General features: G+C 57.6%; 27 protein-coding genes. 8 read left to right on the plus strand and 19 right to left on the minus strand.

The features are described 5' to 3' along the window. The first annotated feature begins 30 nt into the window (after positions 1-30). From RLCC275e_RS02050 to RLCC275e_RS02070, 5 genes are read left to right on the plus strand one after another with little or no spacing between them, the layout of a single operon-like run. Complete coding sequence (locus RLCC275e_RS02050; RefSeq protein ID WP_033181639.1) at positions 31-1035, plus strand: ABC transporter permease subunit; 1005 nt, start codon at positions 31-33, stop codon at positions 1033-1035. Positions 1036-1044: 9 nt separating this feature from the next. Continuing rightward, entirely contained in the window at positions 1045-1935 is an 891-nt protein-coding gene (locus RLCC275e_RS02055; protein WP_003556670.1) for an ABC transporter permease subunit, read from the plus strand. Next, the gene (locus RLCC275e_RS02060; protein ID WP_003556671.1) at positions 1935-2951 is read left to right on the plus strand and encodes an ABC transporter ATP-binding protein; all 1017 of its coding nucleotides are present in this window, start codon (positions 1935-1937) and stop codon (positions 2949-2951) included. The genes RLCC275e_RS02055 and RLCC275e_RS02060 overlap by 1 nt, the downstream gene beginning before the upstream one ends. Further along, on the plus strand, positions 2948-3901 hold the full coding sequence (locus RLCC275e_RS02065) for a peptide ABC transporter ATP-binding protein (protein WP_033181640.1): 954 nt from the start codon (positions 2948-2950) through the stop codon (positions 3899-3901). The genes RLCC275e_RS02060 and RLCC275e_RS02065 overlap by 4 nt, the downstream gene beginning before the upstream one ends. 27 nt (positions 3902-3928) lie before the next feature. Further along, on the plus strand, positions 3929-4468 hold the full coding sequence (locus tag RLCC275e_RS02070; protein WP_033181641.1) for a gluconokinase: 540 nt from the start codon (positions 3929-3931) through the stop codon (positions 4466-4468). On the opposite strand, the gene RLCC275e_RS02075 is transcribed toward RLCC275e_RS02070, so the two are convergent. The 3 genes from RLCC275e_RS02075 to RLCC275e_RS02085 form a co-directional block, all read right to left on the minus strand. After that, positions 4458-5705, minus strand: coding sequence for an NAD(P)/FAD-dependent oxidoreductase (locus tag RLCC275e_RS02075; protein WP_033181642.1), 1248 nt, complete (start codon positions 5703-5705; stop codon positions 4458-4460). The genes RLCC275e_RS02070 and RLCC275e_RS02075 overlap by 11 nt on opposite strands. A gap of 76 nt (positions 5706-5781) precedes the next feature. Beyond that, positions 5782-6285, minus strand: a complete 504-nt coding sequence (locus tag RLCC275e_RS02080; RefSeq protein ID WP_033181643.1) for an isoprenylcysteine carboxyl methyltransferase family protein — start codon at positions 6283-6285, stop codon at positions 5782-5784. After that, a complete protein-coding gene (locus tag RLCC275e_RS02085) occupies positions 6282-7334 on the minus strand; it encodes a type III polyketide synthase (RefSeq protein ID WP_033181644.1) in 1053 nt (350 codons plus the stop codon). Before RLCC275e_RS02085 ends, RLCC275e_RS02080 begins: the two co-directional genes overlap by 4 nt. A gap of 168 nt (positions 7335-7502) precedes the next feature. Between RLCC275e_RS02085 and RLCC275e_RS02090 the strand changes: the two genes are divergently transcribed. Genes RLCC275e_RS02090 through RLCC275e_RS02100 form a run of 3 tightly spaced genes read left to right on the plus strand, consistent with a single transcriptional unit; the run spans position 7503 to position 9493 of the window. Beyond that, positions 7503-8039 carry a tetratricopeptide repeat protein gene (locus RLCC275e_RS02090; RefSeq protein ID WP_033181645.1) on the plus strand — a complete coding sequence of 179 codons (537 nt, stop codon included), beginning with the start codon at positions 7503-7505 and terminating at the stop codon, positions 8037-8039. A gap of 48 nt (positions 8040-8087) precedes the next feature. After that, the gene (locus RLCC275e_RS02095) at positions 8088-8693 is read left to right on the plus strand and encodes an RNA polymerase sigma factor (protein ID WP_033181646.1); all 606 of its coding nucleotides are present in this window, start codon (positions 8088-8090) and stop codon (positions 8691-8693) included. Further along, entirely contained in the window at positions 8690-9493 is an 804-nt protein-coding gene (locus RLCC275e_RS02100) for an anti-sigma factor family protein (protein WP_033181647.1), read from the plus strand. Before RLCC275e_RS02095 ends, RLCC275e_RS02100 begins: the two co-directional genes overlap by 4 nt. Before the next feature lie 89 nt (positions 9494-9582). Here the strand turns inward: RLCC275e_RS02100 and RLCC275e_RS02105 are convergent, their stop codons facing one another. The 16 genes from RLCC275e_RS02105 to RLCC275e_RS02180 all read right to left on the minus strand — a co-directional run bounded on the left by RLCC275e_RS02105 (position 9583) and on the right by RLCC275e_RS02180 (position 23956). Beyond that, entirely contained in the window at positions 9583-10344 is a 762-nt protein-coding gene (locus RLCC275e_RS02105) for a glycosyltransferase family 2 protein (protein WP_033181648.1), read from the minus strand. Positions 10345-10430: 86 nt separating this feature from the next. Beyond that, positions 10431-11465 carry a class I SAM-dependent methyltransferase gene (locus tag RLCC275e_RS02110; RefSeq protein WP_050516816.1) on the minus strand — a complete coding sequence of 345 codons (1035 nt, stop codon included), beginning with the start codon at positions 11463-11465 and terminating at the stop codon, positions 10431-10433. After that, entirely contained in the window at positions 11462-12319 is an 858-nt protein-coding gene (locus tag RLCC275e_RS02115; protein WP_033181649.1) for a glycosyltransferase family 2 protein, read from the minus strand. The genes RLCC275e_RS02110 and RLCC275e_RS02115 overlap by 4 nt, the downstream gene beginning before the upstream one ends. After that, positions 12319-13236, minus strand: a complete 918-nt coding sequence (locus tag RLCC275e_RS02120) for a methyltransferase, TIGR04325 family (RefSeq protein ID WP_033181650.1) — start codon at positions 13234-13236, stop codon at positions 12319-12321. Before RLCC275e_RS02120 ends, RLCC275e_RS02115 begins: the two co-directional genes overlap by 1 nt. Then, the gene (locus RLCC275e_RS02125) at positions 13233-14099 is read right to left on the minus strand and encodes a motility associated factor glycosyltransferase family protein (protein WP_033181651.1); all 867 of its coding nucleotides are present in this window, start codon (positions 14097-14099) and stop codon (positions 13233-13235) included. Before RLCC275e_RS02125 ends, RLCC275e_RS02120 begins: the two co-directional genes overlap by 4 nt. Further along, positions 14084-14716 (minus strand): PIG-L deacetylase family protein, encoded by a 633-nt coding sequence (locus tag RLCC275e_RS02130; RefSeq protein ID WP_033181652.1) that lies wholly within the window; start codon positions 14714-14716, stop codon positions 14084-14086. The genes RLCC275e_RS02125 and RLCC275e_RS02130 overlap by 16 nt, the downstream gene beginning before the upstream one ends. Next, positions 14713-15414, minus strand: a complete 702-nt coding sequence (locus RLCC275e_RS02135; RefSeq protein ID WP_033181653.1) for a WbqC family protein — start codon at positions 15412-15414, stop codon at positions 14713-14715. The genes RLCC275e_RS02130 and RLCC275e_RS02135 overlap by 4 nt, the downstream gene beginning before the upstream one ends. Next, entirely contained in the window at positions 15411-16376 is a 966-nt protein-coding gene (locus RLCC275e_RS02140; RefSeq protein ID WP_033181654.1) for a PseG/SpsG family protein, read from the minus strand. The genes RLCC275e_RS02135 and RLCC275e_RS02140 overlap by 4 nt, the downstream gene beginning before the upstream one ends. Then, positions 16358-17035 carry a cytidylyltransferase domain-containing protein gene (locus tag RLCC275e_RS02145; RefSeq protein WP_033181655.1) on the minus strand — a complete coding sequence of 226 codons (678 nt, stop codon included), beginning with the start codon at positions 17033-17035 and terminating at the stop codon, positions 16358-16360. The genes RLCC275e_RS02140 and RLCC275e_RS02145 overlap by 19 nt, the downstream gene beginning before the upstream one ends. Then, positions 17032-18048 carry an N-acetylneuraminate synthase family protein gene (locus tag RLCC275e_RS02150; protein ID WP_033181656.1) on the minus strand — a complete coding sequence of 339 codons (1017 nt, stop codon included), beginning with the start codon at positions 18046-18048 and terminating at the stop codon, positions 17032-17034. Before RLCC275e_RS02150 ends, RLCC275e_RS02145 begins: the two co-directional genes overlap by 4 nt. Before the next feature lie 117 nt (positions 18049-18165). Further along, on the minus strand, positions 18166-19236 hold the full coding sequence (locus RLCC275e_RS02155; RefSeq protein WP_033181657.1) for a radical SAM/SPASM domain-containing protein: 1071 nt from the start codon (positions 19234-19236) through the stop codon (positions 18166-18168). Between the two features lies 1 nt (position 19237). Next, positions 19238-20083, minus strand: coding sequence for an NAD-dependent epimerase/dehydratase family protein (locus RLCC275e_RS02160; RefSeq protein WP_033181658.1), 846 nt, complete (start codon positions 20081-20083; stop codon positions 19238-19240). Further along, on the minus strand, positions 20076-20789 hold the full coding sequence (locus RLCC275e_RS02165) for a nucleotidyltransferase family protein (protein WP_033181659.1): 714 nt from the start codon (positions 20787-20789) through the stop codon (positions 20076-20078). The genes RLCC275e_RS02160 and RLCC275e_RS02165 overlap by 8 nt, the downstream gene beginning before the upstream one ends. Next, the gene (locus RLCC275e_RS02170; protein ID WP_033181660.1) at positions 20782-21762 is read right to left on the minus strand and encodes an NAD-dependent 4,6-dehydratase LegB; all 981 of its coding nucleotides are present in this window, start codon (positions 21760-21762) and stop codon (positions 20782-20784) included. The genes RLCC275e_RS02165 and RLCC275e_RS02170 overlap by 8 nt, the downstream gene beginning before the upstream one ends. Beyond that, positions 21759-23078, minus strand: coding sequence for an ABC transporter ATP-binding protein (locus RLCC275e_RS02175; protein WP_033181661.1), 1320 nt, complete (start codon positions 23076-23078; stop codon positions 21759-21761). Before RLCC275e_RS02175 ends, RLCC275e_RS02170 begins: the two co-directional genes overlap by 4 nt. Continuing rightward, the gene (locus tag RLCC275e_RS02180) at positions 23078-23956 is read right to left on the minus strand and encodes an ABC transporter permease (RefSeq protein WP_033181662.1); all 879 of its coding nucleotides are present in this window, start codon (positions 23954-23956) and stop codon (positions 23078-23080) included. Before RLCC275e_RS02180 ends, RLCC275e_RS02175 begins: the two co-directional genes overlap by 1 nt. Positions 23957-24021 lie beyond the last annotated feature (65 nt).

A 24021-nucleotide genomic window follows, 5' to 3' on the forward strand; every position in this document is an offset into this window, starting at 1 on the left:
CTGACCGCCGGAAACTATTGGACATCTGCCATGTTGCGTTTTTTTATCGGCCGCCTTGCGGTGCTGATCCCGACATTCCTCGGCGTTTCCCTCATTGCCTTCTCGTTCATCCGCATGCTTCCCGGCGATCCCGTCATGCTCCTGTCGGGAGAACGCGTCATGGCGCCGGAGCGGCACGCCCAGATCATGCATGATCTCGGTTTCGACCGGCCGATGTATGTGCAGTATTTCGACTATCTCGGAAAAATCCTGCATGGCGATCTCGGCACCTCGATCGTCACCAAGCGGCCCGTTCTCGGCGAATTCCTGACGCTGTTTCCGGCAACGCTGGAGCTCTCGCTCTGTGCCATCATCCTCGCCGTCTGTCTTGGCGTGCCCGCCGGTATCTTTGCCGCCGTCAAGCGAGGCACGTGGTTCGACCAAAGCGTGATGGGTATTGCTCTTATCGGATATTCCATGCCGATCTTCTGGTGGGGGCTGCTGCTGATCATCTTCTTCTCCGGCTATCTCGGCTGGACGCCCGTTTCCGGCCGCATCTCGCTGATGTATTTCTTCAAGCCGGTCACCGGATTCATGCTGATCGACAGCCTGCTGTCGGGCCAGAAGGGCGCGTTTTCCTCGGCCGTCAGCTACCTCATTCTGCCGACGATCGTGCTGGCGACCATCCCGCTTGCCGTCATCGCCCGCCAGACGCGTTCGGCGATGCTCGAGGTTCTGGGTGAGGATTATGTCCGCACGGCGCGCTCGAAAGGCCTGAAGCCGCTGCGCGTCGTCGGCGTGCATGCGCTGCGCAATGCGATGATCCCGGTCATCACCACCATCGGCCTGCAGATCGGCGTTCTTCTTGCCGGCGCCATCCTCACCGAGACGATCTTCTCCTGGCCGGGTATCGGCAAATGGATGGTCGATTCGGTCTTCAAGCGCGATTACGCCGTGGTCCAGGGCGGCCTTCTGCTGATCGCCGGCGTCATCATGCTGGTCAACCTGATTGTTGATGTTCTCTACGGCTTCATCAATCCGCGCATTCGTCATTAGGAGCGGCCCATGAGCACGGTCACCGTCAAAACCGGCCAGCCATCCGCTCTTGCGGAGTTCTGGCATTATTTTTCCCGCAACAAGGGCGCCGTCATCGGCCTGGTGGTTTTCACCATCGTCCTGGTCGTCGCAGTCCTGGCGCCGCTCTTTGCGCCACATGAGCCGAACGAGCAGAACCGCGCGGTACTGCTCGCCGTGCCGTTCTGGATGGAGGGCGGCAGCGCCTCCTTCCCGCTCGGAACAGATGCCGTCGGCCGCGATATCCTTTCGCGCCTGATCTATGGCGCGCGGTTTTCGCTGTTCATCGGCGTCGTCGTCGTCACGCTTTCGGTCATTTCAGGCGTCCTGATCGGACTCGTTGCCGGATTTTTCCGCGGCAAGGTCGATACGGCAATCATGCGCCTGATGGATATCATCCTGGCCTTCCCGTCGCTGTTGCTCGCCCTCGTTCTGGTGGCCGTGCTTGGGCCAGGGCTCACCAATGCGATGATCGCGATTTCGCTGGTCAATCAGCCGCATTTCGTGCGGCTGACGCGCGCCTCGGTCATTTCTGAGCGTGAGAAGGAATATGTCATCGCCTCGCGTGTCGCCGGTGCCGGCACCTTCCGGTTGATGTTCAAGACGATCCTGCCGAACTGTCTTGGGCCACTGATCGTTCAGGCGACGCTCGCCTTCTCGGCGGCGATTCTCGATGCCGCCGCCCTCGGCTTTCTCGGCATGGGCGCCCAGCCGCCGACACCCGAATGGGGGACGATGCTCGCTGAATCCCGTGAGTTCATCTCGCGCGCCTGGTGGGTGGTGACATTCCCGGGTCTTGCCATCCTCATCACCGTTCTCGCCATCAACCTGATGGGTGACGGCCTGCGCGATGCGCTCGATCCCAAACTGAAGAGGTCGTGATGCCGCTCCTCGAGATTGAAAATCTGACGGTCGAATTCCAGACCTCTTCCGGTCTCTTCCGCGCCGTCGACGGTGTGTCGCTTGCCTGCGACAAGGGCGAGATCCTGTCGGTCGTCGGCGAATCCGGCTCGGGTAAATCCGTTGCCATGCTGGCCCTGATGGGGCTTCTGCCCTGGACGGCGAAGATCACCGCCGACCGCATGCAGTTCGACGGCAAGGATCTGCGCGGCATCTCCGGCCGCCAGCGCCGCAGGATCGTCGGCAAGGATATGGCGATGATCTTCCAGGAGCCGATGTCGAGCCTCAATCCGTGCTTCACGGTCGGTTTCCAGCTCGGCGAGACCCTGCGCTTCCATATGGGCCTCAACCGCAAGGAGCGCCGCGAACGTTCAATCGAACTGCTGAACCTCGTCGGCATTCCGGCTCCGGAAGACCGCCTGTCTAACTTTCCGCATCAGATGTCCGGCGGCATGAGCCAGCGCGTCATGATCGCCATGGCGCTCGCCTGCAATCCGAAGCTCTTGATCGCCGACGAGCCGACAACGGCGCTTGACGTGACGATCCAGGCACAGATCCTCGATCTTCTCGTTCGCCTGCAGAAGGAGCAGGGCATGGCGCTGGTGCTGATCACCCACGACATGGGTGTCGTTGCCGAAACCGCCGAGCGCGTACAGGTACAATATGCCGGCCAGAAGGTTGAGGAACAGCCGGTGAGGGCGCTGTTCCGCGACCCGCATCATCCCTATACCGCTGCCCTGCTCGCAGCCCTGCCCGAACGCGCCAAGGTCGGCCAGCGTCTTCCCTCGATCGCCGGTGTCGTTCCCGGCCAGCATGGTCGCCCGACGGGCTGTCTGTTTGCGCCGCGCTGCGGCTTCGCCACGGTCGAGTGCGATCGCGGTGTCGTCCGTCAGGGGCCGGAGCTCGGACTGGCGCTCTGCAACTATCCTTTGAAGGACGGCAAGCCGCTCGGACATCCGGGCATCATGGCCGTTGAAACTGCAGGAGATCTTGTATGACGGGCGCTGTTCTCGAGGGCAGGGATCTCGCCCGCTTCTACACCGTCAACCGCGGCCTCTTCAAAGCCGATGCCACCGTCAAGGCGCTGAACGGCGTCAGCTTCAGCCTGCATTCCGGCAAGACGCTCGCCGTCGTCGGCGAATCCGGCTGCGGCAAGTCGACGCTCGCCCGCCTGGTCACGATGATCGAGAACCCGACATCGGGAGAATTGCTGATCGACGGCAAGCCCGCCCATGTCGGCGATCGCAGCCTGCGCAGCCAAGTGCAGATCGTCTTCCAGAATCCTTATGGCTCGCTCAACCCGCGCCAAAAGGTCGGCTCGATCCTCGAAGAGCCGCTGAAGATCAACACCGATCTCGACGGCGCCGCCCGCCGCCGCAAGGCGGAGGAGATGATGGCCCGTGTCGGCCTGCGTCCGGAGCATTATGGCCGATATCCCCATATGTTCTCCGGCGGTCAGCGCCAGCGTATCGCCATTGCCCGCGCCCTGATGCTGCGGCCAAAGGTGCTGGTGCTCGACGAACCGGTCTCGGCGCTTGACCTGTCGATCCAGGCGCAGGTGCTGAACCTGTTGATGGACCTGCAGAAGGAGATGGGGCTTGCCTATCTCTTCATCTCGCACGGGCTCTCCGTCGTCCATCATATCGCCGACGAGGTGATGGTGATGTATCTCGGCCGTCCTGTGGAAACCGGTCCCGCCGCCGAGGTCTTCGCTAGGCCGCGCCATCCCTACACGGCAGCCTTGCTATCGGCGACACCGATTGCCGATCCCGACCGTGCGAAGAACCGCATCCGCCTGCAGGGTGAATTGCCTTCGCCGCTGAAGCCGCCGACGGGCTGCCACTTCAATCCGCGCTGCTGGAAGGCGCAGGACCATTGCCGCCAGGTTTCTCCCGAATTAACTGGGGAAGGCACACATCAATATGCCTGTCACTTCCCGCTCGATTGAGCGGGAAGATAAGCCCGAGGAGCAAACATGCCGGATGAGCAGATGAACAAACCCCATGCGATCATCGTCATGGGAGTCAGCGGCTGCGGCAAATCCTCCGTCGGCGAGAAACTTGCCGAAGCCCTGCACCTGGCCTTCGTCGAAGGCGATGCGCTTCATCCGGCCGCCAATGTCGAGAAGATGTCGAAGGGCGTTCCGCTGACCGATGAAGACCGGATGCCGTGGCTCGACCGCATCGGCGAAGACATCAAGGCCTCGTTGGAGAAGAGCAAGGGCATCATCGTCTCCTGCTCGGCGCTGAAGCGCCTCTATCGCGACAGGCTCAGGGCTGCTGCCGGCGGCAATCTGTTCTTCGTATATCTCGAAGGTTCCAGGGCGCTGCTGATGAAAAGGATGGGTGAGCGCAAGGGACATTTCATGCCGGTCTCGCTGCTCGACAGCCAGCTGGCGACGCTTGAGGTGCCTACAGGCGAGCCGGGCGTCGTCACCGTCGATATCGACGACACGGTGGACGGCATCGCCGCAACCGCTCTCAAAGGCCTCGCCCCTCTGGGCATCACGGGTTGAAACGCTGCGGCGAATAGGCCGCGATATCGATGAACGGCTTCTCGCCGGTGATGAGTTCGGCAAGCACGCGGCCGGTCACCGGCCCGAGCGTCAGCCCGTGATGGGCATGGCCGAAGGCAAACCATAGGCCCTGATGACGCGGCGCTTTGCCGATGATCGGCATCATATCCGGCGTGCAGGGGCGCGCCCCCATCCAGGGTTCGGGATCGAGCCTGCCTCCGAGCGGGAAGATGGTACGCGCCACGGCTTCGGCGCGGTCGAGCTGGACCGGCGTCTTCGGCGCATCGAGCGTTGCAAACTCCGCCCCTGTTGTCAGGCGGATGCCGCGGCGCATCGGCGCAAGGAGATAGCCGCGTTCGGCATCCAATGTCCAGTTGTGGAGCACGGCACTGCCCTCGGCGGCATAGTGCATGTGATAGCCGCGCTTGACGCCGAGCGGGAAGGAGTAGCCGAGCCGGCGCGTCGCAACGGCCGCCCAGGGGCCGAGCGCCATCACAGCATCTTCGGCTTCGAGCGGACCTTCCGCAGTCATGATTTTCCACCCGGAGCCGAACGGACCGAGCGAGGCGGCGTCACCCGTCACGAAGCGGCCGCCGATACTTTCGAAATAGCGGCGATACGCCGATGTCAGCGCATGCGGGTCGAGCACCGACCAGGGATCGCGCCAGCGGATACCGCCGGCGAAATCGCCGGTCATATGAGGTTCCATGCGGGCGATATCGGCCGGAGTCAGGCTGTCATACTCCACGCCGAATTCATTCTGCCAAAGTGCGGCCTCAGCAAAAGCCCCGTCGCGCTTGGCTTCAGTGCGGAAAATCTTTATCCAGCCGTCCTTGCGGATCAGCCCTTCGGCCTGCGACGCCTCGATCAGATCCTTGTGTTCGACAACCGAATTTTCGATCAGCGGTGCATAGGCCCGGGTAATGATCACGTGGCGACGCGCATTGGAATTCCACCAGTAGCGAGCGAGAAAGGCGATCTGGCTCGGCAGTGTGCGCAGATGATAATGCGCGTCGATGCGGTTATTCAGCGCATAACGCAGTAAAAGCCCGAGCTGCTGGGGAAAGCCGTAGGGTGCCACACCTTCGCGCTGGATCAGGCCGGCATTGCCGAACGAGGTTTCGTTGCCCGGATCCTTGCGGTCGATCAGCGTCACCTGCCGGCCGCGCCGCTGCAGATGGATGGCCGTGGAAACCCCGACGATGCCGGCGCCGAGCACGATTGCGTTCTTCGTCATTTCCGCTTGCATTCCGCTTTGTCTAACGCGGTGAAAATGCCCGTGCCGATACCGCGACGCAAACGGAAAATCGCATTCATTTCAAAATCATTGCGCTTTTCAGTGCGGCATTTTCAGCCTTCACGCGGACATGGAGGATAAGCGCGTTGATAAGGGAAAAGACGATCGCGTAAAGCGGTAGGCCGAAGGCGAGCGGAAGGGCGGCGATCTCGCCGACGACGATCGCATAGTTCGGATGGCGGAGGAAGCGATAAGGCCCGGATCTGACGAGCGGCGCGCCGGGCAGGATGATGATGCGCGTCGTCCAGCGGCCTTTCAGCGTCGCCAGCACCCAGAGCCGCAGCGCCTGCAGCCCCATGAACACCAGAAACCAGAAGAACGCCACTGGCCTGCCCGGTGCAAGCAGCCAAAGCCCGATGATCCAGCCTGCATGCAGCGCCACCATGACGGGATAATGCTCGGGTGCCACCTCTCTGGCGCCCCTCGCAAGAAGGGCGGCGGTGTTGCGCCGGGCGAGCACGAGTTCCGCCAGCCGCTGCAGCGTCACGAATGCCAGAAGCGCGATCGATGGCCACATCATGCCGCCCTCCTGAGCGTCACGCAGCTCGCCGAAAAGCCCGGCCCCATGGCGATCATCGCGGAGCGCTCCGGCAATCCGGCGCGGATTGCCCGCTCCAGCACGAACAGGATGGTCGGCGAGGACATGTTGCCGTATTCGGCAAGCACGGCGCGTTCGTGATCGAGCGTGCCCGGCACCATCGAAAGCGCGCTCTCCATCGCAGCCAGCACCTTCATGCCGCCGGGATGGCAGATGAAGCGGTCGATATCCTCCACCTTCAGCCCGTTTCGCGCCAGAATGGCCGTCACCGCCGGGCCGAGCTCCTTTTCGGCAAAGGGCGGCAGCGATTGCGCCAGCACGATACCGAAACCGCCGTCATCGATCTTCCAGCCCATGATATCGAGCGTGTCGGGAAAAAGATGCTCGCCAGTCGATTCCACCTCCGCTAGCCCGTCTTCGCCTGATCGCAGTACGCAGGCGGCAGCGCCGTCGCCAAAAAGCGCCGTCGCGATGATGTTCGGCCGCGTCAGCTCGTCCAGCCGGAAGGCGAGCGTGCAAAGTTCGATCGAGACGAAAAGCACAACAGCGCCCGGCCGGCTCCGCGCCAGCCGCGAGGCGATCGCAAAGCCTGACACGCCGGCGGCACAGCCGAGCCCGAAGACCGGCACGCGTTCGATATCGGGTCTAAAACCCATCCTGCGGCTAAGCTGCGCATCGAGGCTCGGCGTCGTAAATCCAGTAGAGGAGACGGTCACGACACAGTCGACATCGCCGGCCTCAAGCCCTGCCTGGCGAAGGGCCGAGTTGGCAGCCTCGACGAAAAGCCCACCTGCCACCTCCGCAAAGGCCTGCATCCGGTCCTGCCAGCCATGTGGCTCGTCGAACCAGGCAAGCGGCCGCGCCGCATGGCGCTTGTCGATACCGGCGCTATCGAAGACGCGGGCAAGATGGCGGAAGTCCTCGAAGCGGTCGGCAAACAACCGGGCCGAGGCTTCGACCGCCTGCTTTTGGAAAATGACATGTTCGGGTGTGGCAACGGCGAGGCTGACGAGTTTGACGGTGTCGGTCACAGAATTCTCCTTGTCCCTCCGGCGGAACGAAGGAAAACACGCAGGCGCCCAAATTATTCAGCTCTGAAGCTTCACGAAAGGGTGAAGAAAGAAATGCAAGCGGCAGCCGAATAAAGCTGGATGCAGCGGTGTTCTCTCGTCGCAACGTCACTTTCGAGGAGTTTCCCCATGACGATCATGACAGCCCGCATCGCTTCCCTCCTTCTCGGCGGCTGCCTCGCCGCCTCTGTTGTCTCCGGCCCGGTCTTTGCGATCGGCGATGATAGCAGCACGACACCGGTCTGCAAGAAGGGCGAGATCTACGACCAGAAGACCAAGAAATGCGTCAAGCAGCAGAGCGCCAACGTCTCCGACGAGAACCGCGCCGACTATGCCTATTCGCTGGCCAAGGCCGGTCGTTATGAGGAGGCGCTTGCCGTGCTCGACACGGTCAAGGATCAGAACACCGCCGAAGTGCTGAATTACCGCGGTTATGCCACCCGCAAGCTTGGCCGCACCGACGAGGGCATCTCCTATTACCTGCAGTCGGTGAAGATGGACCCGCAATACGCCAAGGTCCGCGAATATCTCGGCGAAGCCTATGTCATCAAGGGTCAGCTCGATCTCGCCAAGGATCAGCTGAAGTCAATCAAGGCGATCTGCGGTACCGGCTGCGAGGAATATCAGGATCTGAACGCAGTTATCCTCGATCCCTCGAAGATCTGATCGGTGCGCCACGAAGCGGGAAAATGGAAGCACGAAAGGGACGTCAGAATGTCGGTCGCGCGCACCCATTTTCCTGCCTATAGTCACGCGAGAATGGAATCGCCGGTTCACCCGGCGGTTTCGAGGGATGCAGGATTGGCGGAGGCGGCCATCGCGAGCGAAGCGGATATCAGGAGCGGCCTGACGGAAAATCTGGCAAGGCTCTGGCGTTATGGTCTCGTTCTCTCGCATCAGCGCGATGTCGCCGACGACCTGGTGCAGGCGACCTGCCTTCGCGCACTGGAGCGCGCCGATCAGTTCATCCCCGGCACCCGGCTCGACCGCTGGCTGTTTTCGATCCTGCATTCGATCTGGCTGAACGAGATCCGCTCTCGCCGGGTACGCCAGGGCCAGGGTTTCGTCGATGCCGGAGAGACGCTGACCTTCGACGGCGCGCACGACACCGAAACGCAGGTGATGGCCCATCAGGTGCTGAAACAGGTGAATGCGCTGCCTGAAGCGCAGAGGACGGTGGTTTTCCTCGCCTATGTGGAAGGACTTTCCTATCGCGAGGTCGCAGGCATATTGGATATCCCGATCGGAACCGTGATGAGCCGGCTGGCGGCTGCCCGCGCCAAGCTCTCCGGCGCCGGACCGGAAGGGGGACGGCAATGACGACGAAACACACCATTCCCTCCGACGAGGACCTGACCGCCTTCATCGACGGCGAACTGACGCGTGAAGAGGCTGCGCGCATTGAAGCCATGGTGAACGAAGACGAGGCCACCGCCGAGCGGCTGGAATTCCTGGCGCGCGCCAATCTGCCGTTCGAGCAAGCCTTCGCCCGGCTGCTCGCCGAAGCCCCGCGCCAGAAACTGGAAGCGATGCTCGCCGCCATCCCGGCACAGCAGAGCGCAAGACCCGCCTCGACGCCGGCATTCGCCACTCGACGCCGCTTCCTCGGCGCGCTCGCCGCCTCGCTGGTCGCCGGTATCGCGGTCGACCGCGCCGTCATCGGCATCGGCAGAGGTTTTTCGGCAAAGGACGAAAACAGCGAATGGCGCGCTGTGGTCGCCGACTATATCTCGCTCTATACCGCCGAAACGCTCGCCGGCCCCGCCCCCAGCAGGGAGGATCAGGCCGCCCAGCTCGCCGGTCTTGACGAAAAACTCGGCCTGTCACTCTCCCCCGAAACCGTCTCGCTCCCAGGCATCGATTTCAAACGCGCCCAGTTGCTACAATATGACGGCAAGGCGCTCGCCCAGATCGCCTATCTCGACCCCGAGACCGGCCCGATGGCGCTCTGCATCGTCAAGTCTGACAAGGGGCCGAAGGCACCGGACCTCGAAAGCCGCAAGGGTATGAACGTCGTCTACTGGTCGAACGCGATGCACGCCTTCATGCTGATCGGCAACGCTGCGGCGGACAGGATGACGGCGATTGCGGAGGGGGTGAGGGGGAGGGTAGCGGTGTAAGCCTGCCAGCAAATGGATGAGCTGAGCTGGCGAGACAACCCCGGCGGCTGGACTCGCCCAGCGCCTGTAGCATGCAAACCATTTGCTGCTTACAATCCAGGACGTGTGACGAACTGGCGGCCACGCGAAAGCAGTTTATTGCAGATGAACGAAACGGGGGACCATTTCAGTCCGCTCTCATTGAGCGCGCGCATGATTTCGCCGTTCTGCTTGATGATGTTCTTGATGCTTTTGTTGGTTGTTCCGCCGAGCCGCATCCTGACCATCATGTGAGGCAGATGAAGCGTGGAGATACGCCCTACTTCCAGAAACCGCATCATGAGTTCTATATCAGCCGCGATCCTATAGCTGAGATCGAAGCTGCCGTGTTTTGCAAACACGTCGCGTCTTGCGAAAAACGTTGGGTGCGGAGGGTTCCAACCCTGCGAGAAACGGCCCGGCTCGAAATCAGAGGAACGCCAGTACCGTACGATGGAATCGATATGGTTTTGGCGGACATAGCATAAATCGCCGTAACAAGCGTCTACGTCTGCCGAACTGAAGCCTCCAGCGACTAACTCAAGCACATATGGGCCTGCATAGACATCATCAGCGTTCAGAAAACCGATTACATCACCGGTAGCCAGAGCAATGCCCTTGTTCATCGCATCGTAGATTCCACGATCCGGTTCGGAAATGCACCGGGCAAGATGGGCTCCATTTTGCCGGACAACATCCATTGTGCCGTCTGTGGACGCACCATCGATCAGGATATGCTCGACGTTTCCATAGGTTTGACAGGATACTGAGCGCAAGGTATCGGCAATGGTCGCCTCGGCATTAAAAGCCACGGTAACGATGCTAATCTTCATGACGCTACACCTCGGTCTGCATATCCGCTTCGTCCCGAAGCCTTCTCTGTGACTACCCATGCCCCTGATTCTTGCAGGCGAGCAGGTCAGAGTTTTTTGGACGTCGGCTTCAGTACAAAGAGAATGCTATCTCCCATGCCGGCGGCATCCAGAATCCTGTTACCCAACCCCATTACCATTCCGGCACCGCGTGCGCCGCGGGACAGTGCCGCATTCTTCAGCCGGGTGAAGAATGGTGGTCTGCCTCCGATTGCGTCAACGTCATGCACCCAGGTGGATGATGACTTGCCTTCCTGCTTTCTTTCTCGCGCGGTGCGTAACTGCAGCACCGACCAGAGATTGGGCGTAACTGTTCTGACGGTTTCGATCCCATAACCAAATTGGCCAGCAAGCTTGGTAAAGGAGATACGGTTGAAATGGTTCTGATGATAGGGAATATGCCAATTGATCCAGCGGTCTTTCCAGATCTTGCGGTGAAACGAGCCGGTATTGGGAAACGCCATGACCACCCGACCCTGCGGGGTGAGACGCTCTCTTACCGCACGCAGCATTGCTGCGGGATCTGGCACATGTTCCAGGACTTGATTCAACACGATCAGGTCGAATTTCATGTCGGGAAAAGGCAGATCGTAAATGTTGCCGATATGGACCTGCAAACCGAAATGATCAGCGATTGTCCGCACATTTGGATCCGCCTCGATCCCCCAGCTTTCAATACCCTTATTGCGCATTTCAAGGAGTGAAATGCATGAGCCGCAACCGACATCCAGGACCTTCTCACCGGGCCGCGCCAGATAGTGGCCTTGGTGATCGGTGCCGGCCATCCAACGATTGAAAGCGGCGAAAGGCTTGTTTACCAACGCAGCTTCTCGCTCAATGGCAGAGAAATCGACTTCCCGGCGCGGATAATACGTGCTGTAAAGCCCGGGTAGATCTTCTTCCGTCAGCGGCGGTGTCGTCGTCATATGACCGCAAGACACGCACCTTTTGATCGAATATACACCGGGGCAGCCGTATCGATCGTCGGATATGCGCTCGATAAATGTTTCCATGTTCGAACCGCAGGCAATACACTGCATCTGATGATCGCTCTTCATCGCGTCGTCATTGTCCTTTTTCATTTCTTCGCTCGCAGAGCATGGGCCGTCCGGATAATCATGAAGGCCCCCATGCGCAGTGGCGCTGTCATCCGTTGCAAAGGTGTGCCGATCAAAGAAAAGAACGCGACCCGCTGAAATACATTGTGGGGCGAGCGCCGGCCAAAATGTTTCTTCCACGAAGACGTATTCGACACGTGAGCGCCGTAGATCGGCGGTGAATAAACTATGGCTTCGCTGGAAACAAGAAGCGGTACGCCCGTTCGTGCGAAGCGCATGGATATTTCGTAGTCGGCCATATAATGCGGCAGGAGACGCGGACGCATGGTTCCATGCCGTTTGAACAGTTCTGCGGGAAACAACGTTCCGCGACCGCTGAGCGCGTCCGCCCTATAGAGCGGCTTGGGATTCCGCCGCTCCTCTTCACTCAAATCGGCGAGAATGTCCCACACCGCAATGCGATTTATGTTCAAGCGCGGTCCCACGCCCGTCAAAGGCGGATCGCTCTCCTCCTCATGAACGACGCTGCCGACAATGGCCTCCCGATTTTCGCGTGAACACCGTATCAATGTCTCGACATAGGTCGGGCCAAACCACGTGTCATTGTTGACGAACAGGATGTAGTCTTCGGGGCCGCAGTCGGGCAGAACCCGCTTCAAGCCGACCTCTATGGCTCCGCCCCACCACAGATTACCGTGGCCTCTTATGCCCGTCACGTCAGGCTGCGCCGCGAGGAACTCAGCCGTTTCATCGGTGGAGCCGTCATCAATAACGACGATCCGGATATTGTCCGCAATCGTTTGGGCTCTCAAGGCCCCGATGACTTTGCGAGTATGTTCAAGCCGATTGAAGACCGGGATTAAGACATTTACGCGCATCAAACGCTGTCGACCTTCTTTATAAACCAACCGAGATAAGGCCATTCAGGAGTAACCTCGGATCCAGGAACTTCGATGCCCCACCGCTCTAGATCCTTTAAACCTGTTGGCATTCGCTTGCCGAAAGTCTCATGGTTCTCAAATCGGTCGATGATCTCGTAACTATGTTCCCGAAAACTATCTTCGATATGATTTGCATCCATAAACCAGGAGGCATAACTCGCTTCGTAGATCCATTTGGGGACATGTTGCACATATGGACGCTCGGGCGTGTCGTATTGTGCCGTGGTTCGATCGATAAGAATGAAATCTATCCCTTTGGCAAAGCATGTCCTAAGGAATGTATGAGGTTCCTCCAGATACTGCAGAACGCCGGAAAGTATGAGCAAATTTGGACGGAGGTTTTGAACCGCCTCGCCGAAATTGGCTGAGAAAGACAGAGCCTCGTTGCTGAGCTCGGATTTTGCAGCATCGACGAGATGTTGTTGTTCGACAACACACCATTTTAGTTCATCAAGATGTGTAAGGGCAGCCCGGTGCTGAAAATAGGAACTCCCTAAAGCGCCGCCGAAATCGACCACCCGCAGCCTGTTGTCCTTAACTGATGCAACAAAGAAAAGCCAAGCAAGCATCTCATGAGAGAAAGACTGCTTGTAGAACAAAACCGTATCTCGTTCATATTTTGCACCGCCTGCGGCGACCACTCTCGCAGAATCGATCGCCTTTCGAAGGATAATAGGTGCGTCATACCCGCCCGCAACCGATGTCGCTGCACGCCAGTTTTCGAAAGGGCCATCGAAATATATATTGTTTTCCCGAAAATCCCCAACGATCCGATCATATCTCTGCGACGGAGATTCTCGGCTTATCTCGAGAGCTGCGGAAACCCGGGGTGACGAAAAATGGAATGTTTTCATGGATGTAACCAAAGATCGAAATCGACGCGCTCGAATTCGTCCAACTCGCCCCCCGGCGTGGAGTTGACGATCCGAATGCCATTCGCTTGGGCTATCTGAGAAAGGAAACGGTATTGCCGCCAGAGCCGCGCGAGCGAGTGAAATTCGTCATATCGACTTATCTTTAGCGTGCCGTCCTTGTGAAGCGACGAATCCTTGCCCTTCTGCACCTTGAGTTCAAAAGCATAGTCATACCGCGCAGACCGAAAATGATCGTGGTCCACGCCAAGCAGGACGATTGTCTTGAACCCGAGGAACATTGCGATCGTCAGGGCCATGACCGGCACGGATTCGACCCCTGGCGCAGGCTTTGAAATATCGACAATCTCCTTGTTCGTGTAATCCTCTACGCTGCCTGCAAAGTGCTGATAATGGACTTGGCGACCTGCAAAAAGCTTCCGCTGTTCGACCAGCGGCGCTTCAGTCGTGCTCAGAAATAATTCCGCTCCGCCGAGATGTGCATGCATCTCGTTGAACCATGTCACCACGTCTTCATCGGTCATCAGGCCATAGGTGATCTGCGGAACGCAGTGGTACTTCGGCATGAAATCCGCATAGTTGCTGTGCAGATATCCGTTCGAGACACTGATAACGGTTTCCCCTCGCAGCTTCGACAGATCGAGCGCTTTCGCGCTTGGTCCGTTGCCGAGAATAAAGCACCGTTCGCCGGCGTGCCGTCCGGCCAATTCCCGGTTAACAGCCAACAGCGACGTGATATTGGAAGGTAAGATTATGCGGCTTTTCCGTTGGCGTTGCAGCTCATGATAGCCATAAGGCAATAACATGTATCCGAGAGTTTTTAGCTTTCTCAGGACTGAAGCCACTTCACCACCTCGAACACTTCGGCATATTTTACGCCGATACGCTGTCCGGCATTCTCGGCCTCATTGCGGAAAAAGCTGACCCATTTGCGGCCGGTTCTTTCCATTTCGGATTCATGTGCGAGGATCGCACGCTCCTTCTGATCCCAATAGGACGTAATGTCGACGTAGAAATTCCCCCTGAAATCGACTGTCGAATGATACCAGTTGCTGCGATACATCAGGAGGCGGGGCACGTGGCGGCAGCTATGCAGGGATGCGCGCGACAATGCCAGATGGTCATGGTGAATGTCCCCGACCCAATGTGTATAGACCATGTCGATCTTCAAATCCTGCACGAGCTTGAGGATCTCGATATTCAGCGGATCGACGAATTCGATCTGAAGCGTCTTGAAGTCGCCGCAAACCATCTTATGGACGCCGAGGATTTCCATCGCAGCATCCGCTTCAGCCCTGGCGACCTCGCTGCTGCGCACGGACTGATCATATTGGTTGGAAAAGCCGGATACGGTCGCAACATAGACGTAAACCGTGTCGCCGTTTGCCGCATGGCGTGCCAATGCACCGCCACAGCCCAGTTCCACATCGTCAAAATGGGCACCGATCGCGAGAATATTCATTTACAACTCCAGAGCAGCTCTTGGGTGCCTGCAATACCACAATTCAGCAGTGTGTCGAGGATGCTGAGATAGGGAATGAACTCGCCGAATGGCTGTGGATAAATCGGATGAACGAAATGCTGCCATTCGATTTCGATTCCGGCTGCCTCGAATACTTCAGGCCGCATGTAGTCGCGCGCGCCCAGACCTGAGAGATAACGTGTCGCTCCCACTTTGCGCAGCAGTTCGACAAGCAATTCGTTCCTATGCCCTTCCGGACTTAAGGTACTCGATCGCACCGTCGGCATCGTGATTTCAAGCATATCCAGAATGCCGTCCAGGAAATGCATATTGAAATCGGCTAAGAGGTCGAATCGCTTGCTGTAGAGGGCTTCGATGCGGGGAAAGACTTCGCTCCAGCCGGCGGACTTGCGATAGTTTTCGCGAAGCAGCGAAAGGTTCTGATCTATCCATCCGGTGCCGGGCGCCAGTTCCACCGCATTGATTGCAGTGCCCAAACTCGGCTTTCGGATTCCGACGGTGAGCCAGCGGTCGCCTTGCGCCGTCTTTATCTTGTCACGATGCGTCCAGCTTTTGCTCGTACCATGGACGAACTGCACGTGATCCAGAACGATATAGAGGTTGGCGTTCAGGAAACGTTGAAAAAAGCCGAGATATGAAGCGAAATCCGGCTGGTGAATAACCGCTGTGATAGTCATGCAGCCAGTCTTTCCAGCAAATCGGCAACGCGGCCGACTCCGCCAAGGTCCACCTTGGTCATGGCAGTCTCGCTCATGGTCCTGATGGGGATCTGCTTTTCCAGGATGCCGAGATCGAACGCCGAGTGATGGCCGGCAAAAAACGCCGCTCCCAGCTCTTCGAGCGCACGCCCGACCGGGATTTCAAAAGGTTCGTTGGCGATCACCACACAGGGCAAGCCAGCCGCACAGGCTTCGAATGGGGTAACACCGCCGCCGGTAATCGCCAGATCATGCCCATGCATCTCTACCGCAAGCGACGGCACCTGGTTGAGCAGTTTGAACCGATCGGGTGCCGCGGTCGCGACGACCTCTTCGAGCTCCGCCATGTGTTGGAAGCTCGGGCCGGTGACGATGGTGACAGGAAAAGGCTTGCTGCTCAGCCATTTGGCAACGCGGACGGTCACTCCGTAAGTATCGGCGCCGCCGAGCGTGACAAGGATCGATGCAAGGCTTTGTCGAACCCTACGATACGCTGCGATTTCAGGATTGAGTATCATATACTCCACCCCCAGCCGAACATCCTTGCCCTTGAGACCCTCAGTCTTTTCGAACAGGAGAGCGCAGACATTGATGTCGGCAAGTTCCGCGCCATCACCACGATCATCAAAGGTAACAAGCTTGGCGCCCAATCGCGTGATCGTCTCGCTGTGGGACAGCTGCGTATTGAGGCGGTCGTTAATCCAGATCGAGGACGGAGCGGCGGCTTCGAGGAAATCCTTCTCCCATCCCGTCACAGCGGCGAGCTCATAAAGCGCCACGTCAAAGCCGCGCTCCCGGATGATCTTCAACGAATTCGGATGATCGTTCGCTAGAAATAGCACCGACTGACCGCGTGAACGCAGTTCGGTGGCGAGCGTCAACGACCGAAACAGATGCCCCATGCCGCGTGCATGCGAACTTTCTATGCAGAAGACGAACATAGTCTGATCGCTTCTTCTGTCCCGAGCCAGCTCCCACCCCCGCGCGTTGCCAGAGCACAAGCACGTCTCCAGTCTTCTTCAGTATCGACCGTCAGGCGCAGTTCGGGGGATATTTTACCCGGCGGCACGTCGAGCTGGCCGATCTTGAACAGTTCCGGCCGATCGGTGAAGTATTCATTCACGTGCTCGCGATGGTGCGGCAGCTTTCCGTCGCGATGACTGCGCGCCAAAGCTTCGAACGTAAATATCTCGGCACCAACGCCGATCGGCAACTGGCCGAACGCATGCGTGTAGTCGAATCCCTGCTTTTGGTGCAGATCGATCAGCCTCTCGAGTTCCTCGATGTCAGTGAAAGGATTATCTGCGGTCAATCGAACAATGTCGGACATTCCGAGCGATTCTGCGCATTGAAAATAACGATCGAGAACATCGACTTCGTCGCCACGAAAGCAGCTTACGCCATGCTCAAGGCACCAGGCTTCGATCATATCGTTCTCGCCGGCCGATGAGGTCGCAACGACAACCTTGGCAGGCTGCTTCAACATCTGAAGCCGACCCAGGACATGTCCGAGAAGCGGCTTGCCGGAAATGTCGCGAAGCACTTTTCCCGGCAATCGGGTCGATCCCATCCGCGCCTGGATAATGATGCCAAGCGTCACGCCAGATCGCTCCACTGGAGAACGGCGTCCGCATCAAGATCCTTTACGAGCCGTCGCCCCGCAAGAGTTTCGAGATGCTTAGGTTCAATCCCTGTCCCAGGTCGTTTGACCGAGATATCGCCAGCAGAGATGACATGGCCGGCTTTGAGCGGTCGATTGACGACAATGCTCTTGCGGTTGTTCAATCTTGTCGTCGCTTCACTGGCGGCCGGTTCCTTGCGACCACTGCCTTTCATGACCTCGAACGCCCGTATCGCATCGACAAGCCATTTCATTTCTGCTGGATCGGCCGAGAGCATGTGGTCGGGACCGTCGGCGGCTTTATCATAGGTGAAATGCCGCTCTATAACCCGTGCGCCCATCGCGGCCGCACAAAGGCTTGCGACCGGGGTCAACGTATGGTCGGAATAGCCAACGTCGAGATCCGGAAACGCTTCCATCATCGTTTGCATGGCGCGCAGGTTCACATTTTCCGGATGCGTCGGGTAGCTTGTGATGGCGTGCAGCAGAATGAGCTTCTGATTGCCTGCCTCCTTGATTGCGGCAACGGATTCCCGAACTTCATCGAGCGTCGACATTCCGGTCGACAGGATTATCGGCTTGCCCGTTTTTGCCAGGTAGCGGAGGAAGGGAATGTTGACCGCATCGTCCGAGCCCACCTTGTGGGCACCAACCCCGCACTTCTCCAGCAGGTCGACATCCGTTTCGTGTGAGGGTGATGAAAACCAGTCCAGCCCATGCTCCTCAGCATAGCGGAAAACCGCTTCGTGAAGCTCGTGGCCGATTTCATATTTACGGAAAAGCTCAAATTGCGAGGTAACGCCGGTGTTTTCCATATCGAACATGGCATTGCGGCTCGACAGGGTCTCTGCCCGATAAGTCTGGAGCTTGACAGCGTCTACGCCGGACGACTTTGCCTCGTCGATCAACCGTCTTGCCTGATCAAAAGTCGTAAAATTCCCGCCGATTTCGGCGATAATATAACACCGGTCGGGTCGGTAGTTCCGGAACATCTGCTACTCCTGCAATTCACCCATACAGCCGGCGTTCCAATAGCGGTAACACAGCTCAGTCCAGCTCTGTGCGATGACATCCCGCACACGCCCGGTATACCACTCCCGGCTGCTTCTCTATTTTCCGATTTCCTGGGCCCGATCCACGTAATTTCGGACGATCACTTTCCGGCCGCAGATTTCGGTCGGCTCGTCATCCGTCAGGCGAGGCAGGTAGCATCGGCGGCATACTTCGCTTTTCAAGAAGCCCTGCGGTTCTTTGTGCAAAGCACGCACTGCATTCATTTTTTCGCCGTGCCAAATCTGGTGTACCGTCTCCGTCGTCGCGTTACCAATGACTTCGCGATTTTCCTCGTCGTTCGAGCACTTCATCACAAGCCCGTCGGCGCCGATAACCAGGCGTTGGTATTGCTGTGGGCAGGTGAAGTTATCCAGATATTGAACGTCGGAATCGTTGCCGAGATAATCGATCAGCGGATTGAAGGCGACAAGATCCACGTGAGGCGCAAAGGTTTCATAGTAGAGATCCGGATTTTCCCTGATCGCCGGCCAGATGCCCTGCACCTTGATAACAGGACGGTGGAGCCCGCGCTCGTCTTTGTACTTCTTGATGTCCTTGATCTTGTCGAGCAGGGCCTCGAACTTGATCGGCTTGCGGATTTTCTCGTAGGTCTCACCGGTGCCGTCGATGGAAACGGTGATCCAGTCGATCCCAGCGTCGACAAGCTGAGCGAAATAGTCTCTGTTGAGCTTGAAGCCGTGGGTGAGGGTCGAGACTTCCTTGATCCCATGGTCCTTGGCATAACGCACACAGTCGGCGAAGCGCTTGTGCAGTGTGGCCTCGCCACGCAACGACAGACGGATCGCAGGAACCTTGCCGCCGATCTCATCGATGATGCGGCAGTAGAGATCCCAGTCCATCCGCGTCGTGTTCACGCTTTTCTTGAACTCGTCGCTGATCGTATAGCACATCGGGCAGCGCAGATTGCAGATCGATGCCAGCTCGAGATCGACCAGCAGCGGATAATCCGAAACCTGCTGGTTCAGGGCATATTCTGACCATTTGCGACGGTAGTCCGCGTATTCGGCTTCCCACCCTTCGCCCCGGAATTTGTCGAACGCGGCTTCGCGCTCGACCGTGTCCATCGAGTAGTTGCCCTTGTTGATCGGAACGTAACGTTCGTTCAATTTACGACTCCTTTATCATCGCGCGCATCCCGGCCGGCAGATCCCATTCCGGCCGCCATCCGAGAACGGTGCGAGCCCGCGTGATATCGGCCCGCACGTCAGGTATTTCATTCCGCCGAACTGTGCAAGATGACGCTACAGGTAGATCGGTGCCGGCAGCTTCTTGCAAGATGTCGATTATTTCCTGCACCGAATACGACATTCCGGAGCCGATATTGATGCAATGATAGCCTTCCACGACGTCCATGGCCTTGGCAAAGGCGCTCAGGACATCTTCAACGAAGATATAGTCACGCCGGGGACTGAGATCCAGAACCTGTATTTCCTGCTTCGTCCGTATCCGGTTCAGAAGCGTCGGTATCAGGAATTCGGGGCGCTGCCCTGCGCCGTATATATTGAAAAGACGCAATACCACCACCGGTATCTGCTCGTGCGTGGCGGCGAACTCACAAAGCTGTTCGGCAAGATGTTTCGAAAGAGCGTAAGGATTGTTCGGCCTGACCGGATCGCTTTCACGGATCGGCAGCCGCTGGGGCACCCCATAAACATAGGCGCTTGCGAATATGAGCTTGGCCTTGTGTCGCTTGCACCAGTTCAAAGCGTGCTGCGTTCCGAGGACGTTGGCGGCCATGAAACTCGGTCCTTGGCTCCAGCTATCCGGAACGAATGTCTTGCCGGCAAGGTGAAACAGCGTGCGCGCCGCGGGAAGCTCCTGCCAAAGCTGCTCTTCGCTTATATCTCCGTGTGTTCGGTCAAACGCAAGCACGTCAAAACCAGTCTCCTCGAGCCGTCTGACCAGACGCCTCCCGAGAAAACCGCCAGCACCGGTGACGATGGCATCAACCATTCAAGAACCTGGACTGCATGGATTCAAACTGCTCGATCGCCAAGGCATAATCGTCAGGCCGCCCGATATCGAGCCAATAGCCCGCAAAATCTCGAACCGTGGCCGGTTTGCCAGCCGCAAGAAGATCAAGCATCAACTGATCAAAGCCGAAGGCGCCACCTTGTGGTATGTGCTCGACGGCTCTCGAAGACACCATGTAGACGCCCATGCTGACTTTGTATTCGGCCGTCGGTTTCTCTCGAAAACCGGTCAGCAGCCCGGCCTCGCCGGTGTCAAGAACGCCATAGTCTATGCGATGCTGACGCGTCTTGGACGAGATCGTGAATATATTCCCGTCGCGGACGTGAGCATCATGAAAATCGGCATAGTTGAGATCCGTCAGAATGTCGCCGTTCATCACCAGAAAATTCTCCGGCAGATCCTTTATCAGCCGCAGCGGCCCCATGGTGCCAAGAGGCTCGTCCTCGAGCGAATAGTCGATGCGTACGCCCCACTTGTCGCCATCCTGGAAAAAAGCCTTGATCAGTTCGGCCTGATGGTTGACGGCAAGCGTTATATGCTGAAATCCGCCTGATATCAGCTGACGAATGATCACCTCAAGAATAGGATAATCGCCGATCGGCATCAGAGGCTTTGGAAGCACGACAGTATAGGGCCGCAACCGCGTTCCCATTCCGCCCGCCAGAATGACTGCGCGCCTAGACATTGAAGATATCCGCCTTGTATCTCGCCAGATTCTGCGGTTGACGCAGCCAGTCGATCGTCGCTTTCAGACCATCTTCCAAGCTGTAACGCGGCGAAAATCCTGTCAGAGACTTGATCAGGCTGTTGTCGCAGCACAAACGTTCCACTTCGCTGTTTGCCGGACGCAAACGCTGTTCATCGCATTCGATCTCCACGCTGACGCCGATGATGTCGGCGATCAGCCGAACGGTATCGCCGATCGATATCTCGCTGCCGGAGCCGATATTGACCGTCTGGCCGATGGCTTCGTCGCAGGCTGCGAGCGCCAGAAAGCCGTCGCATGTATCCTGCACGAAATTGAAATCCCGGGTGGGCGAGAGCGTACCAAGCTTCAGCGTCGTTCGTCCATTCAGAAGCTGCGAAATCACAGTCGGAATAACCGCCCTTGCAGATTGTCGCGGGCCGAAAGTGTTGAAAGGCCGTGCGATCGTCACCGGTAGATCAAAACTCGAATGATAACTATATGCCATCGCGTCAGCACCGATTTTTGACGCCGAATAGGGCGACTGTGCCTGCAGCGGATGACTTTCGCTGATTGGGACAACGCGAGCGGTGCCGTAGACTTCGCTGGTCGAGGTCTGGATGACACGGCCAACGCCGGCATCGAGAGCGCCCTGAAGCACATTCAATGTGCCATGCATATTGGTGTCAACGTAACTTGACGGCGCCTGGTAGGAGTAGGGGATGGCGATAAGCGCAGCCAGGTGAAATATCGTATCGACGCCTTTGGCAACGGTGCGCATTTGCGAGGGGTCGCGTACATCGCCCAAGACAGCTTCAAATCTGCCGCGGTATTCAGACTGATCCAGCCAGCCCCAACTGGAAAACGAATTATACTGGCAAAGGGCGCGGACTTCCACGCCTGCCTTGACCAAGGTTTCAACGAGGTGAGAGCCGATGAAGCCGTCCGCACCGGTCACGAGTACTTTCTTCATTTCAATAGGCCCTCAGAATCGCGGAGGTAGAGCATCTTCACATCCCAAGGCAGTTGGATCGCCGAAATCGATGGTTTTCGCTGCTGCCCCAGCATCTGGATGATCCCGACATTGTCTTCGACTTCGAACCGAATACCCTCAACCACCGAATAGATCGAAAAACGGCTGGAAATGCCGGCGCGGAGATAAAAGGTTCCGGTGTTCAACAAGCCGGCCGGTATGGTGACTTGCGCCCGATAATAACCTGGAGGTCTGGCGTCGAGGCGGCTTACATCGAGTTCCGGATCAGATAGGCTGATGACGGCGGAGTAGCCATCCTCCATCATGACCTGCAGTCCGACTGACAATCCCGTCAACGGCTCTCGCAGCTCATACTCAACCTCGATGATGAAGTTCTTTGTAAGCTCAACGGTTTGAGCGATCTCACCATCTTCATTTTTGATGGAAAGGCGACATACTACCGCCTTGCCGTCGACATCTTGGGGAGCCGCTTCAAAATGCATCTTACCATTAAGCTCGGGTCGGTCGAAGTAAGAGCGTATGACGTCTGACGTGCCGCCAATGGCAGCCACCCGTCCGTCGGATAGCAGAATGGACCGAGGGCAAAGACTGCTCACCGCCGTCATATTATGGCTGACGAACATGATTGTTCGGCCCGCCTTTGTCACCTCCTGCATTCGGCCCATGCATTTGTTCTGGAAGTTGACATCACCGACTGCAAGAACCTCATCGACAAGAAGTATTTCTGGGTCGAGATGTGCCGCTACGGAAAAGGCAAGCCGGACATACATGCCCGAAGAATACCGTTTGACGGGGGTATCGATGAACTCACCAATTTCTGCGAACTCAACGATTTCATCGAATTTCCTGCGGACCTCGGCATGCGTCATTCCGAGAATGGCGCCGTTCAGGTACACATTTTCACGCCCTGTGAGCTCGGGGTGGAACCCGGTTCCAACTTCCAGCAGGCTCGCAATCCGGCCTCGAATGCCGATGTAGCCCGAGGTCGGGCGCGTTATGCGAGACATCAGCTTCAGAAGGGTCGATTTTCCTGCGCCATTGCGGCCGATGACGCCAACGATATCGCCACGGGAAATCTCGAAAGAAACGTCGTCGAGGGCATGGAAAATATCGTTGTCAAGGCGAGCCTTGTTCTTTCGGTCGGATGCGTAATCCGACATAGAGACATTTGGGTCAGGCAGGTTGCGGCGCCGCGCCCACCAGCTTTGAAGGTCGCGATATAAGGTGCCGTGATTGATGATTCCCAACCGATAATGCTTGCTGACATTCTCGGCGCGTACAACGATATCATTCATCAGACCGTATCCATAGCGGTTGCCTCGGCCCGTGCGAAAAGTATCAAACCGGCAATCATAATCACCAGGGTGGCGGTCACATTCGCCAGGCAAACGCCAAGTGGGAGCGGCGACGCGTCGAACAATGCCCAGCGAAAGAGCTGAACCGGTGTCGTCATCGGATTCAGGTGATAAAACCATTGATATCGTTCCGGAATCTGACTGTAGGAGTAGACGACGGGTGTCGCATACATCCAAAGCTGAGCCACGAAGCCGACGGCGTAAACCAGATCACGATATCGGACTGTCAGCGCGGAAACCGCGAGCCCCGCTCCCACACCAAGCGTCGCAACATAGAGCAAAATCAGCGGTGTCGCCAAAACGAAACGCAAGTTGATCACTATTCCATCCTGGCTAAGCCAGAGCGCAAAGGAGATTGTAAGCAGAAGCATGATCTGGATGAAAAATGCGACCAGGCTGCTCATCGCGACCGCGAGTGGTACAACCAGGCGGGGGAAATACACTTTCCCAAACAGGTTCGAGTTCTTCGAAAATGTTTCTGAATTGTTGGTCAAGCAGGACGAGAAATAATTCCAGATGATGGTGCCGGACATATAAAAGACCAGCGGTGAAATTCCATCGGTGGAGAGATTGGCAATCTTTCCGAAGACGATGTAGTAGGTGATCGCCGTTAGCGTCGGTTGTATGAGATACCAAACCGGCCCAAGGACGGTTTGCTTGTAGAAAGTCGTGAAATCTCTTTTAAAAAACATCCAGATAAGTTCACGATATTTCCACGCAGCCGTCAGCCCGACGCCTGTCTTGCCGGTCGGCCTGATTATTATATCCCAGGATTCGGTTCCGATCTCACTTTCCCGCTTCGTCACGTGACCTGTCATATCAGTATGCTCAAACTCTCCGTTAGCGGTCGGCCGCGCCATATCTTCTAAGGCCTTAGGGGGTT

This window comes from Rhizobium brockwellii (assembly GCF_000769405.2).
In the GTDB taxonomy this organism is placed as follows: Bacteria; Pseudomonadota; Alphaproteobacteria; order Rhizobiales; family Rhizobiaceae; genus Rhizobium; species Rhizobium brockwellii.

Coding starts and splice junctions, on each gene's coding strand:
- RLCC275e_RS02065 (WP_033181640.1), top strand. CDS start 2,948: ATGACGGGCGCTGTTCTCGAGGGCAGGGATCTCGCCCGCTTCTACACC.
- RLCC275e_RS02130 (WP_033181652.1), bottom strand. CDS start 14,716: ATGAATATTCTCGCGATCGGTGCCCATTTTGACGATGTGGAACTGGGC.
- RLCC275e_RS02180 (WP_033181662.1), bottom strand. CDS start 23,956: ATGACAGGTCACGTGACGAAGCGGGAAAGTGAGATCGGAACCGAATCC.
- RLCC275e_RS02115 (WP_033181649.1), bottom strand. CDS start 12,319: ATGCGCGTAAATGTCTTAATCCCGGTCTTCAATCGGCTTGAACATACT.
- RLCC275e_RS02080 (WP_033181643.1), bottom strand. CDS start 6,285: ATGATGTGGCCATCGATCGCGCTTCTGGCATTCGTGACGCTGCAGCGG.
- RLCC275e_RS02105 (WP_033181648.1), bottom strand. CDS start 10,344: ATGAAGATTAGCATCGTTACCGTGGCTTTTAATGCCGAGGCGACCATT.
- RLCC275e_RS02110 (WP_050516816.1), bottom strand. CDS start 11,465: ATGAAAAAGGACAATGACGACGCGATGAAGAGCGATCATCAGATGCAG.
- RLCC275e_RS02095 (WP_033181646.1), top strand. CDS start 8,088: ATGTCGGTCGCGCGCACCCATTTTCCTGCCTATAGTCACGCGAGAATG.
- RLCC275e_RS02060 (WP_003556671.1), top strand. CDS start 1,935: ATGCCGCTCCTCGAGATTGAAAATCTGACGGTCGAATTCCAGACCTCT.
- RLCC275e_RS02090 (WP_033181645.1), top strand. CDS start 7,503: ATGACGATCATGACAGCCCGCATCGCTTCCCTCCTTCTCGGCGGCTGC.
- RLCC275e_RS02070 (WP_033181641.1), top strand. CDS start 3,929: ATGCCGGATGAGCAGATGAACAAACCCCATGCGATCATCGTCATGGGA.
- RLCC275e_RS02160 (WP_033181658.1), bottom strand. CDS start 20,083: ATGGTTGATGCCATCGTCACCGGTGCTGGCGGTTTTCTCGGGAGGCGT.
- RLCC275e_RS02120 (WP_033181650.1), bottom strand. CDS start 13,236: ATGAAAACATTCCATTTTTCGTCACCCCGGGTTTCCGCAGCTCTCGAG.
- RLCC275e_RS02140 (WP_033181654.1), bottom strand. CDS start 16,376: ATGTTCGTCTTCTGCATAGAAAGTTCGCATGCACGCGGCATGGGGCAT.
- RLCC275e_RS02100 (WP_033181647.1), top strand. CDS start 8,690: ATGACGACGAAACACACCATTCCCTCCGACGAGGACCTGACCGCCTTC.
- RLCC275e_RS02050 (WP_033181639.1), top strand. CDS start 31: ATGTTGCGTTTTTTTATCGGCCGCCTTGCGGTGCTGATCCCGACATTC.
- RLCC275e_RS02135 (WP_033181653.1), bottom strand. CDS start 15,414: ATGACTATCACAGCGGTTATTCACCAGCCGGATTTCGCTTCATATCTC.
- RLCC275e_RS02175 (WP_033181661.1), bottom strand. CDS start 23,078: ATGAATGATATCGTTGTACGCGCCGAGAATGTCAGCAAGCATTATCGG.
- RLCC275e_RS02170 (WP_033181660.1), bottom strand. CDS start 21,762: ATGAAGAAAGTACTCGTGACCGGTGCGGACGGCTTCATCGGCTCTCAC.
- RLCC275e_RS02150 (WP_033181656.1), bottom strand. CDS start 18,048: ATGTTCCGGAACTACCGACCCGACCGGTGTTATATTATCGCCGAAATC.
- RLCC275e_RS02165 (WP_033181659.1), bottom strand. CDS start 20,789: ATGTCTAGGCGCGCAGTCATTCTGGCGGGCGGAATGGGAACGCGGTTG.
- RLCC275e_RS02055 (WP_003556670.1), top strand. CDS start 1,045: ATGAGCACGGTCACCGTCAAAACCGGCCAGCCATCCGCTCTTGCGGAG.
- RLCC275e_RS02075 (WP_033181642.1), bottom strand. CDS start 5,705: ATGACGAAGAACGCAATCGTGCTCGGCGCCGGCATCGTCGGGGTTTCC.